The 12,042-nt window shown below is 62.5% G+C and carries 11 protein-coding genes; all 11 read right to left on the bottom strand.

Annotated elements, in window-relative coordinates:
• Positions 1-658 precede the first annotated feature (658 nt).
• Positions 659-1,321, bottom strand: a complete 663-nt coding sequence (locus tag B9A19_RS21390; protein ID WP_084093177.1) for a carboxylesterase family protein — start codon at positions 1,319-1,321, stop codon at positions 659-661.
• Between the two features lie 201 nt (positions 1,322-1,522).
• A complete protein-coding gene (locus B9A19_RS21385) occupies positions 1,523-3,466 on the bottom strand; it encodes an ABC transporter ATP-binding protein (protein WP_084093181.1) in 1,944 nt (647 codons plus the stop codon).
• A 261-nt stretch (positions 3,467-3,727) separates the two neighbouring features.
• On the bottom strand, positions 3,728-4,549 hold the full coding sequence (locus B9A19_RS21380; RefSeq protein ID WP_084093176.1) for an ABC transporter ATP-binding protein: 822 nt from the start codon (positions 4,547-4,549) through the stop codon (positions 3,728-3,730).
• A 29-nt stretch (positions 4,550-4,578) separates the two neighbouring features.
• Positions 4,579-5,397 carry an ABC transporter permease gene (locus B9A19_RS21375; protein ID WP_139799046.1) on the bottom strand — a complete coding sequence of 273 codons (819 nt, stop codon included), beginning with the start codon at positions 5,395-5,397 and terminating at the stop codon, positions 4,579-4,581.
• 10 nt (positions 5,398-5,407) lie between these two features.
• On the bottom strand, positions 5,408-6,256 hold the full coding sequence (locus tag B9A19_RS21370; RefSeq protein ID WP_084093180.1) for an ABC transporter permease: 849 nt from the start codon (positions 6,254-6,256) through the stop codon (positions 5,408-5,410).
• A gap of 10 nt (positions 6,257-6,266) precedes the next feature.
• Positions 6,267-7,346 carry an ABC transporter substrate-binding protein gene (locus B9A19_RS21365; protein WP_139799045.1) on the bottom strand — a complete coding sequence of 360 codons (1,080 nt, stop codon included), beginning with the start codon at positions 7,344-7,346 and terminating at the stop codon, positions 6,267-6,269.
• A 139-nt stretch (positions 7,347-7,485) separates the two neighbouring features.
• On the bottom strand, positions 7,486-8,289 hold the full coding sequence (locus tag B9A19_RS21360; RefSeq protein ID WP_084093174.1) for an ABC transporter permease: 804 nt from the start codon (positions 8,287-8,289) through the stop codon (positions 7,486-7,488).
• 10 nt (positions 8,290-8,299) lie between these two features.
• Positions 8,300-9,157, bottom strand: coding sequence for an ABC transporter permease (locus tag B9A19_RS21355; RefSeq protein ID WP_084093173.1), 858 nt, complete (start codon positions 9,155-9,157; stop codon positions 8,300-8,302).
• Complete coding sequence (locus B9A19_RS21350; protein WP_176217057.1) at positions 9,154-10,404, bottom strand: MFS transporter; 1,251 nt, start codon at positions 10,402-10,404, stop codon at positions 9,154-9,156. Before B9A19_RS21350 ends, B9A19_RS21355 begins: the two co-directional genes overlap by 4 nt.
• Before the next feature lie 7 nt (positions 10,405-10,411).
• Positions 10,412-11,473, bottom strand: coding sequence for an ABC transporter substrate-binding protein (locus tag B9A19_RS21345; protein ID WP_084093172.1), 1,062 nt, complete (start codon positions 11,471-11,473; stop codon positions 10,412-10,414).
• A 66-nt stretch (positions 11,474-11,539) separates the two neighbouring features.
• Positions 11,540-12,042, bottom strand: a 503-nt coding sequence (locus B9A19_RS22735) for a hypothetical protein (RefSeq protein ID WP_217807144.1), incomplete at its 5' end; no start/stop codon positions are given.

Genomic DNA, 12,042 nt, shown 5'->3' with positions numbered 1-12,042 from the left:
GCATTCCGCCAGCGTTCAATCTGAGCCAGGATCAAACTCTTTAGTTCAATCTCTGTTACTACTTTTCGCGCTCACAAAACTCAAGAAATCAACAAAGTTGTACTTTGTTTCTTTCTGTCTTAGTGCGAGCACTTGATGTCTTCTTCAAGCACTCACACTCATCGGCTGTAATTTGTTAAAGATCGTTTGCTGCGCCACCGGAAAACTCTGCTAAACTCTTCGTTTCGCTTCGTCTTTCGCTGTGTCTGCAGCGGAGAAACCGAAATATACGCACCCCCTCTGAAGTCGTCAACACTTCAACGCAAAATTCTTCACCTAAACCACTAAGTCATTGATCTGTAACACGCCAGACCCCTGCCGTCTGACACCAAAATCAGTGATCTCCTGCTCCATCCCCGACACGTATTTCTGCACTGCCCCGCTAAAACAGCGCCAAAACGCCCACCTCACCCCGAAATCCGCCGGCCAAACGCACGAATCGCGCAAAAAACAGCCAGCAATACTGGGAAACTGGGCTGAAACGCCGTTCCTGACCCGCACATCAAACAACACCGCCGCGCCCGCGCTTCGCGCGAGCGCGCGCGTTACTTATATGCAATCGTGAGCGCCATCAAAGCCGGCGTGTCGCCCACGCCGGCAACCCGCAGTTGCAACTCGCTCAAGCAGCAACCGCCTGCACGCTTTGCTCCAGCAACCACTGCTGCAGTGCTGGATCACCGAAGGCGGCTTCGGCGATGAAGTGGTCACCATCGGCAATCAGCGTGAAACGCGCGTTGCCACCCAGTGCATTCAAGGTATCGACCGCAGCCTGTGCGCCTGCAGCCGGGGCCTTGTCGTCCTGGCCACCGTGAAAGACCCAGACCGGCGTATCGACCAGCTTGCTCAGCCCGCCCTCGCCCACCGTTTCCGGCAAGCGGCCCGATACGGCGACCAGTGCGGCAAAGCGGTCTGCATGCTGACTGCCGATTTCCCAGGTACCGGCTGCGCCCAGGCTGAAGCCGGACAGGATCACCCGCCCGGTGTCGATGGCATGGGTGGCCGCCAGTTGGTCGATCAGCGCAAACAGCTCGGCCTGCCATTGCGGCCAGGTGGTATCGAGCGGGATTTGCAACGCCAGCCAGTAGTAGGGCAGCGTGGCTGCCTCGCTCACCAGCTTGGGAAAGCCCCAGGCCAGCAATTTGCTCAGGTCATCACCACGGTCCTTCGCTCCGTGCAGAAAGACCACCAGCGGCAGCGGTTCATCCGGACCGGCAGTCGGTGTGGCCAGCAGATAGGGCAAGGCATGCTGGGCGGTTTTGAATACGCGTTGTTCGATAGCCATGATTCATCTCTCTATATGAAGGGTCGATCAGTTGGCGACGCATCGCCGTGGGGTTGAGCGGCCGCAGCCGCTATAGACACTTGAGCCGCCAACAGAACCCTGCTGGCAGCGTTACGCTAATTGGCCGTACGCCAGTACTGTCTGCGTTTGGCGCGCCTTGCCAGCGCCGCTGCATTGGGTTCTGTTGGTGGCTCTCAGGCATCATTTGGCCTCGGCATACGGAATGGACGGGGCATTGCGCGGCGGGCTGTCGGGGTCAACGAGTGCGGGCGGGATCACAAGGGGTTCGTCCTGTGCCGAACCGGCCGGCTGCGCCTCCAGCCGTTTGCCCGGTGCCGCTTCGCCATTGCTGCTTTCCGGCAGGAAGCCGTCGGACTGGCGGTTCCACAAGTCGAAATAGCGGCCGCGCTTGGTCAGCAATTCGGCATGGCTGCCGTCTTCGATGATGACGCCGTTGTCGAACACCAGAATGCGATCCAGATGGGCGATGGTGGACAGCCGGTGCGCCACCACCAGCACGGTCTTGCCGCGCATCACTTCGTCCAGCGTGTTCTGGATGGCTTTCTCGGTGACCGAATCGAGCGCCGAGGTGGCCTCATCCAGAATCAGGATGGGCGCATCCTTGAGAATGACGCGCGCGATGGCAATGCGCTGGCGCTGCCCGCCCGACACCTTGATGCCGCGCTCGCCCACCATGGCGTTGTACTGCTCCTTGATGTCGAGAATGAACTCGTGCGCATACGCCTGCTTGGCGGCAGCCACCACTTCTTCATCCGTGGCGTCGATGCGGCCGTAGCGGATGTTCTCCATCAAGGTACGGTGGAACAGGCTGGGGTCTTGCGGGATCAGGCTGAGCTGGCTGTGCAGTGCATCCTGGGTGAAATCGCGAATCTCGGTGCCATCGATATAGATGTGTCCGCCCTGCACGTCATACAGGCGCAGGATCAGGCTGACGAAGGTGGATTTACCCGAGCCGGAGAAGCCCACCAGCCCCACGCGCTGCCCGGCCGGGATGGTGAGGTTGAGGCGGTCGAACACCTTGCGCTCGCCACCGTAGCTGAAATCGACATTGCGGAACTCGATCTGCCCCGCGCCTATTCGCACCTGGCCGGCCTGCGGCTGATCGACCAGCTCATGCGCACGTACGATGGTGTGCACGCCGTTGGCCACGTTGCCGATGAATTCGAAAAACTCCAGGAACCGGCGCGACAGGTTGCGTGCTTCGTTGATGATGAGCAGCGACAGGCTGATCGCCATCACGAAATCACCCACACCAATCAGCCCCTTGCCCCACAAGGTGAGCGCGTAATACAGCGTGCCGACCTTGAGCACCGCCGCCGCCGCAAACTGGAACCAGCGCACGCGCTCGGAGTAGCTGTTGGAGCGGCGCACCATCACCAGCTCCTTGCTCAGCGAGTCTTCCAGGAACTCGCGCTCGAAGCCCAGCCGTGCAAACAGCCGCGCACTGGTGAGGTTGGTCACCGAATCGACGATCTTGCCGGTGGTCTCGCTGCGGGCCGACGAGGCGCGGAACGCATGCGGCTGCGCGCGGCGTGCCAATAGATAAGAGATGCCAATGAAGAACACCGCCCAGATGCCGACAAAGGCCGCCAGATGCGGATGCGCACCATACAGCAGCGTGATGGACACGCCGAACACGATCACTACCGGCCAGAATTCGGTAATCAGCGACCACAGCGTTTGCGTGACGCCCATCGATGTCTCGCTAATGCGGTGGGCAAGCGCGCCGGCAAAGTTGTTGCTGAAGTAGCGATGCGAGTGATACTGCAGATAGTGATAAATCTGCCGCGTGACGTTCTGCCGCTGGCGTGGGCCAAGGCGGATCTGGATGGCGCCAGCCAGGCGGCCGAACAGCACCTCACCGGCACTCAGCCCGACAAACAGCAGCAACGGCCCCTGCAGCGCGTCGACCAGCGCCATCGACTGCGCATGCGCACCGGTCACCGCCTTGATGATGCGCGACAAGGCATAGGGGATGCTGATGCCACAGGTGGCGTTCAGCGTTTCCATCGCCAGCATGGCCAGATACCACCAGCGGTAGCGGGCCACGAAATGACAGATGAAGCGGAATGGCGTATCGGGCAGCTGCGGTGTGCCCGGCGCGCGTTGAAAATCGGTACTCATAGCAAATCCCTGCCCGCGCACGGGCGAAGCGAACACACCCGGCGGGCGCGAATAAAAAAAGGCGGCGTGCCGACTCATCAAACCCCGTTGATTGCGCGGGCGAGTGAAGCGAAGCCCCTCGCGGCGGCGAGGGCGGGGGAGGGGAATCACTCAAGAAGAGCCGGGGCTTCGCACGCCACGACGATCAGGAGCCCGGCTCGGCCGGGCACTTGATGCCCCTCCCCCATCTACTGCAGGCAGCAATCGCCAATCAGCTCGGCCCTACCAGGCAAACTGCCAGTTGGCGCCCAGTGACTCCTGCGGGGTCACCAGCTTGACGTCGCTGTGCGGGGTGTCGGAGAACTCGGACAGCACGTCGTCCTTGATCTGCGAGAACGCATAGCTGCCCCGGTCGCGCGAGCGCGGCAGCGGCACATCGACGATGCGCTTGATGCGGCCCGGGCGCGGCTGCATCACCACCACGCGGTCGCCCAGATACACCGCCTCTTCCACGTCATGCGTCACCAGAATGGCGGTAATGCCCTCGGCCTCCCAGATGCGCTGCAGCTCCTGCTGCAGATGGCTGCGGGTCAGGGCATCCAGCGCGCCGAACGGTTCATCCAGCAACAGCACTTCCGGCCGGTTGACCAGTGCGCGCGCAATCGCCACGCGCTGGCTCATGCCGCCGGACAATTGATAGGGGTAAGCCGTTTCGAAGCCCTTGAGGCCGACCAGCGCGATATGCTCATCAACGGTCTTTTTCTTCTGCGCCGGCGACAGGTCGGCATTGAGCAAGCCCACACCGACGTTCTGTTCCACCGTCAGCCACGGAAACAGGCGGTGCTCCTGGAACACGATGCCGCGATCCAGACTAGTGCCGACGATGCGTTTGCCGTCGAGCAGGATTTCGCCCTGGTATTCCTGCTCCAGGCCGATCACCAGCCGCAGCAAGGTCGATTTGCCGCAACCCGAGCTGCCGACGATGCTGACGAACTCGCCCGGCTTGATCGACAGCGAAATGTTTTCCAGTACCGGCAGGGGTTCGCCCTTTACGGTGTATTGCTTGTTGAGATTCTTGATCTCGAGCGTGCCTGCGTGAGCCATGCGTACTCTCCTAGGGAAATCAGTAAAAATCAGAATTGGGCAGTGGAATGACCACGCCAGCGCAGCAAACGAGCCTCGAAACGGCTGGCGATCCAGTTCAGCGCAAAGCCGACCAGGCCGACGATGACGATGCCCAGCAGCACGTAGTCCATCCAGAAATGCTCGCGGCCGTCGGTCAGCAGGTTGCCGATGCCGGCACCAGAGGTAAGCAGGTATTCGGCCCCCAAGGTGGCCAGCCAGGCATAGATCAGTGCCAGATACACGCCGGTGAAAATCGACGGCAGTGCGGCTGGCAGCACCACGCGGCGCAGAATCTGATCACGCCGGTAGCCGAACACGCGCGCGGCCTCGATCAACTCGGGCGGCACGCTGCGTATGCCTTCGAAGGTGTTGAGCACCACTGGAAAGAAGGCTGCCAACGACAGGAAGGCCACCTTGGCCGCATCGCCCAGACCGAACCACATCGAGATCAGCGGTATCCAGGCAAACAGCGAGATTTGCTTGAGCGTGTTCAGGGTCGGGCCGACCAGCCCTTCCAGCAGCCGCGACAATCCAAGCGCAGCCCCCACCAGCAGGCCCACCAGGGTGCCGATGGCAAAGCCGGCCAGGTCGCGGCGCAGGCTGGCATACAGCGCGGTCCACAGCTCGCCACTGGACGACAGGCGCTCGGCGGTCTGCCAGACCTTGCTGATCGGCACCAGCAAGGCCGAGTCACTCCAGTTGAAGCGGAACGCGGCCCACCACAGCAGCAACAGCAGCGCCGGGATCACCCAGCCGCGCAGCCGCTTGGGCACGGCCGCCGGGTGCAGCCACCACAAGGGGTGACGAGATACAGCGATATCGGACATGGTGTTCTCCCTAGAATGCATCGCGCCGCCAGCGCAGCAGGTATTTCTCCACCTGCGCCAGCGCCAGATCGAGCAGCAGGCCAACGGCGCCCACCACCACTACGGCGGCCAGCACGACATCCAGCTGATAAAGCTGGCGACCATAGACGATCAGAAAACCCAGCCCCTCGCTGGACGCCAGCAGCTCGACCGCCACCAGAGCCAGCCAGGCGTGGGTCAGGCCGTAGCGCACGCCATTCCAGATTGGCGGGAACGCAGCCGGCAGCACCACCTTGCGCAGCAACTGCCAGCGCGAGAAGCCATAGACCTTGGCCACCTCGATATAGCGGGTGGGCACGCCCTGCAGCCCCTTGTAGGTATTGAGCGTGACGGGCACCAGCGATGCCTTGGCAATCAGCACGATCTTCAATGCCTCGTCGATGCCGACCAGCATCATCAGCAGCGGCAGCCAGCCCAACGCCGGCACCTGGGCAAAGGTCTTGAAGCTGGGATAGAGGTAGTCCTTCACCAGTGGTGACAGCCCCATACCCACGCCCAGCAACAGCCCGGCACCAGCGCCGGCCAGAAAGCCCCACAGCACGCGCCAGAAACTGATCAGCAGATTGCTTTGCAGCTCGCCGCTGCGCAGCAGATCGACAAAGGTGGCCGCCACGGCGGACGGCGACGGCAATATCTGCGCCGGCACCCATTCGTAAACGGCAGCGGCCTGCCAGAAGGCGAGAATGGCAAGCGGCACCGGCAGCGCCAGCAACAAGCGGCCCAGCTGGCGCCACGGCAGGCGCCAGTTGCGGTGGACCGCCGGGGTGCTGCTGGTGGCCGGCTCCGGCACGGCGGGCAAGGATATGGTTGCGGTGCTCATCGCTCTGCCCTCAGCGCTGCGCCAGTTGCGCGCGGCCATTGGCATCGTAGGCCGGCCAGTAGTTTTCCAGCTTCAGTTCCTTGAGCGCCACGGTCAGGTAGCGCCGGTCTATCCACTGATCGACCTCGAACTTGCTGCGCGACAGCTTGAAATCCACCGAATCCTTCACGGCCTCGCGGTAGCGGGCAACCAGGAAGGGATCGAACAGCGGGCTGAGGCGCGACTTCAGCTCGGGGCCAAACTCTTCGCGCCAGTGCTCAACCGGCGTGCCCTGCAGCGCCCAGATTTTCAGCGTTTCGTCGTAATTGGCAGGGTCGGACGCCCATTGCTGGGTTTTCACCAGCGCGGTCACCACTTTCTGCGTGGCTTCCGGATACTTGGCGGCAAAGTCCTCGGTCACCAGTACACCACTCTGCCGCGTGAATACGGGCGATGCGCCGTTGCTGCTGTAAACGATGCGCGCCTTGCCGGCATCACGCAGCCTGAGCAGCTCGTAGCCGCCGAACGAAGCATCGATGTCCTTGGTGATCAGCGCCGCCTGCGAGCTGGCAGTATCCAGATTGATGGAACGGATATCGCGCTCGGTCAGATTGTTGGCCTTGAGCACGCGGTTGATCGGCAATTGCGAATTGGTGCCCTTGAAGATGGCCACCCGCTTGCCACGCAGATCGGCAATCGACTTGATGGGTGAATCAGGCGGCACGGCCAGATAAATGTTGGAGCGCACACCCGAGGCCAGGATCAGCCGGGTCTTGAGACCGGCCGCCTTGCCCACCAGCGAGGGCAGATCACCCTGGAAGGCAAAATCGAGCTGCTTGTTGGTCAGCGCCTCATTCACCGCCGGGCCGGCCCCCTTGAAGAAGTACCATTCCACCTTGGTGTTGCTGCCCTTGAAGGCATCCTCGATCCAGCCCTTCTGGCGGGCAATGCCGATGCCGCCCAGCGAGTAAACCGGCGGGCTGCCAGTGGCCGGTGCGGCAATGCCGATACGCAGCACGGCAGGTTGGGTTTCTGCCTGCGCCGGAGTTGCGGCGATCAAGGCAAGGCCGGTCAGTACGCCAGCCAGAAGCTGAGTCAGTTTCTGTTTCATGTCGATTCTCACAAAAGTGAACGTGGGGCCGCTGACAAAATCCAGTGCAACGGTGCTGGCAAGGCGCGCGAAACGCAGGCAGTACAAACAGGTAGGGCTAGTGAGCGCAACGCAGCCAGCAGGGTTTTGTCGGTGGCCCTTAGTGGCGTGCATCGCGCCAGCGCAGCAAGCGCGCTTCAATGCGGTTGGCAATCTGGTTGAACAGCGCACCGACCAGGCCAATCAGCAACATGCCGAAAATGACCAGCGGTACATCAAAAGCGGCCTTGCCCTGGATCACGGCATCGCCGATGCCGGGGCCGGACTTGGCCAGCAGGTATTCGGCGCCAATGGTGGCCAGCCAGGCATAGATCAGCGCCAGGTGCAGGCCGGCCAGGATTTGCGGCGATGCGCCGGGCAGAATGAGCTTGAACAGCAGTTGCACACGGCCAAAGCCGTACACGCGCGCCACCTCAAGCTGGCTGCGGGCAATGCCGTGTACGCCTTCAAGCGCGCCCAGCGCCACCGGATAGAACGCCGACAGTCCAATGAACAGCACCTTGGCCGCATCGCCCTGCCCCAGCCAGGTGGAAATCAGCGGCAGCCAGGCAAACAGCGCAATGTGCTTGAGCGTGTGGAAAGTCGGCCCCACAATGCGGCCGGCCCAGCGCGACACGCCCAGCAAGGCGCCGAAGACCACGCCCGCCAGACTGCCGATTGCAAAACCGGCCAGGTCGCGCCACAGGCTGGCGCCCAAGCCGTTGAAGAACTGCGCCTTGCCGATGAAACTCACGGCGGTGCTCAGCACGGCCTGCGGCGGCGGAATCAGTTTGGTGTTTACCCAGCCCAGCGCCGTCACCAGCGCCCAGACCAGCAAAAAGCCCGCCGGCAGCACCAGACCACGCCAGTCGAAGCGGCGCAGCTGCGGCAGCGATGCATCTGAAGAAATCGTGGAAGTCGTCATTGTCATCTCCTCAAAACGCCGCACGGCGCCAGCCCTGCAGGCGGCCTTCCAGCCAGCGCAACGCCAGATCAAGCACCACGCCCACCAGGCCGATGATGATGATGCCCACCACCACCAGATCGAGTTGCAGCAACTGGCGGCCCCACACCATCAGGTAACCGATGCCCTCGCTCGAGGCGAGCAGCTCGACGAACACCAGCGACAGCCACGCCTGCATCACCCCCTGGCGCACGCCGCTGAACAGCGCAGGCAAGGCCGCCGGCAACACCACCCGCCAGATCACCTGTGCGAACGAATAGCGGTACACGCGCGCCACCTCCAGCAACACGCGCGGGATATTGGCAATGCCCTTGTAGGTCTGCACCGTCACCGGCACCACCACCGCCAGGGTGATGGCAGCAATTTTCAGCGCCTCGCCGATGCCGAGGAAAATGATCAGCAGCGGTATCCAGCCCACCACCGGAAACTGCGACACCACGTGGAAAGTCGGGTAGACATAGGCACGGAAGGTGCGCGATACACCCAGCGCCAACCCCAGCAGCACGCCGGCAGAAATGCCGATCAGGCTGCTCCAGCCGATGCGCGACAGGCTGATCTGGATGTTCGATTGCAGATCGCCGCTCTGCCACAGATCACGCAGCGACTCCCACACCAGTTGCGGTGGCGGCAATATCTGCACCGCCAGCCACTGGTGTTCGACTGCGTACTGCCACAGACCCAGCAGCAACAGCGGCAGGATCAAGCCCGTTGCGGCCAGCGCCAGCCGGCCGCCGGTTTCCTTCAGCCAGCGCAGGGTTTCCTGTGGTGGCCGTGCCAGCTGCAGCGGTGACGCCAGCACCGCAGGAGATTCAGTTGTGGTCACACTCATGATTCACTCTCTAATTGCACCGCAGGTACGCCCGCAGCGGCCGGTGCCACAGCGGTATCCCGCCCCAGCAAGCGCCAGCCCAACATTGCAAACAACGGCACAAACAGCAGAAACACCGCTTGCAATCCGCACCACGCCCCGAGTGCCCCGCCGATCACGCTGCCGGCAAAGCTGCCCGAAGGGCCGACAAAGGCATTGATGCCGGCGATGCTGCCGCGGCCCGCCCGCGCGCCGATATGGGCAAAACGCGATACGTTGACCGTCTGCAACATGCCCAGCCCCAAGCCCAGACAGCCCGCGCCCAGCCACAGCAACACCGGCCAGCGGCTGAGGCCCAGCAGCGCCAGTGCCAGGGCCAGCACCGCATAGCTGCCCAGATAGAAGCGCACCTGCCCCAGACGCGCCGCCAGCGCACCCAAGGTGAACAGCGCCAGCACGAATACCGCACCCTGTACCGACACCAGGCTAGCGGCAGTGGCCGGCGCCATGCCATAGCCCTTGATGGCGATCGCCACGATGAAAAAGGTGTAAAACTGGTTGAGCGCCTGCGCGACAAACTCGATCACGCATACGCTGCGCAAATCGGTATCACGCCACATCAGTACAAACTGGCTGCGCAGCTCGGCCAGACTGAGCTTGCGTGTCGGCACTGCCGGGCGGCGATATACGCGCATCACCAGCGGCGCCAACGCCCCGGTCAGCACAAACAGTGCTGCCACGATCCAGAACGTGGCAGCAAAGCCAGCCACGCCAAGGATGGCGACCGCCAGCATCGGCCCGAGCAGGAAAAAGCCGATCATGTGCGAGCCGCGAAACCAGCCGGCGCGCGCCACGCCCACTTGCTCCAGCTGCTGCATGAACACCGCGTTGAGCGACACGAAGCGCGTCGGCATGCAAAAGCTGATCAGCATCGACATCAGCGCCAGATAAAACGGCGCAGCCACCACCGGCACCAGCAGATAGCCCGCAGCCACCAGCACCGAGCCACTGACGAACAGCCGGCGCGGGCCGAACTGATCGACCAGCACCCCCACCGGTATGCTCATCAGCAGCACACCCACGCTTTGCGCGGCGGCAATCAGGCTGAGCTGGCTGGCGCTGGAGCCAAGATCCAGCGCATACAGTGTGGTTGCCACTTTGGCCACCCCCACGCCCAGCCCCGCCAGCGCATTGAGCAGCACAAAGCTGAGCATGAAGCGATGGCGCTGCAAAAAGGCGCGGGTATCCAGGGTGATGGTGCCGGGCATAGGGCGCTTACTTCTTCACGTTGCCGTCGGCATCATTGGCCTGCCAGTAGCTTTCCAGCTTGAGGTCTTTCAGTGCCTGGTTCAGGTACTTGGGTTCCAGCCAGCCGTTGATGTCGACATTGCTGCGCACCAGCTTGAAACGGCGTGATTCATCAATGGCCTTCTTCAGCGCAGCCACGTAATAATCATCCAGCAGCGGGCTGTTGCGCTCTTTCAGCGTGTAGCCCTGCCAGCTCTTCACATAGTCGCCATACGGCGTGCTGCCTGCCTGGCCCCAGAATTTGAACAGCTGATCGCGGTTCTTTTCGTCCGAATCCCACTGCGCTTCCTTGACCAGGGCAGTCACCACGCGCTGGACGATTTGCGGGTATTTCTTCTCGAAGTCTTCCGACACCCAGAAGGTGCCCACACTGGTCACCTTGGGGTCACGCGGAATCTGGAACAATATCTTGCCGACCCCGCGCGCTTCGAGGTCGAACGGCGTGGTGATGTAACCGTCGATATCCTTGGTAGCCAGCGCCGCCTTGGCGGTGTCGTTGTCCATGCTGATCACCTTGAAGTCCTTCTCGGTGTAGCCGTATTTCTCCAGCACGCGCGCCAGCGTGAGTTGGGCAGCGGTCCCCTTGAATACCGCAATCCGCTTGCCCTTCAGGTCGGCCAGGCTCTTGGCCTCCGAATCGGACGGCACCACGAAATAGGTGTTACCGAAGCGGCCGAGGCTGAGCAGGATCTTGTGCTTGAGGCCGGTGGAGCGGCCCACGATCAGCGGCAGGTCGCCGTGGTAGGCAAAATCGACCAGCTTGTTGGCAAAGGCCTCGTTGGTGGCCGGGCCAGCACCGGGGAAGAAGTTCCACTTCACCTTGATGCCATCGGCCTTGAACTCTTGCTCCAGCAGGCCGCGCAGGTTGGCCGTGGCCAGGATGGTGCCGCCCGACAGCGGGCGGCCACCGGTGCCGGCGCCCGAATAGGCAATGCGGATTTCGGTCGGTTTGTCCTCTGCCTGCGCCAAGGGGCTCAGGCCGGCCAGCGCCACGATGGCGGAAGTCAGGAATACGGCTAGCTTTTTCATCAAATACACTCTCGTTCTTTATTCAGATGTGGCCCACCGCTGCGGCAAGCCGGGTCACACGTCAGGTCAGAACCCGTACTGGAACTGCGCCAGCAGCTCGTTGTTCGTCTTCTGCGCCGGGTTTCCGTAGCGGTACTGGTTCAGGTTGATCTGCAGCTTCGTCGTCTCCGCAAAGAACACATTCAGACCCGCCGTCCAGATCGTCGTCTCGTCATTGCCCACGTCACGGTTCGGGTCCCAGCGGTCCCAGCGCACAAAGCTCTGGAACGACGTCGGCCACCAGTCGTCGTACTTGGCCTGGCCCTTGAAGCTCTTCACCCATTGCTCGCCCCAGGTGTAGAAGGCGGTAAAGGTCTGGCCGCGGCTTTTCACTTCGTTGCCCAGTTTGGTGGTGGCGATTTGCGCCGTGCCGGTGAGGGTGTCGTCACGCCCTTCCACCTGTTCGTAGGTGAAGCCGATCGGGTCGTGGTTGTAGTAGATGTCGAAGCCGTAGCGGTCGCTCTTGCCGGTGCTGCGGAAGCCGGCGGTGCCGGCCCCCGTGCCCGCCGTCGGGGTGGAGATCAGGTTCT

It is taken from the genome of Andreprevotia lacus DSM 23236, from assembly GCF_900176275.1.
Lineage (GTDB): Bacteria > Pseudomonadota > Gammaproteobacteria > Burkholderiales > Chitinibacteraceae > Andreprevotia > Andreprevotia lacus.
The sequence above is the reverse complement of the archived record's forward strand: the minus strand, read 5'-3'. Positions and strand labels throughout refer to the sequence as shown.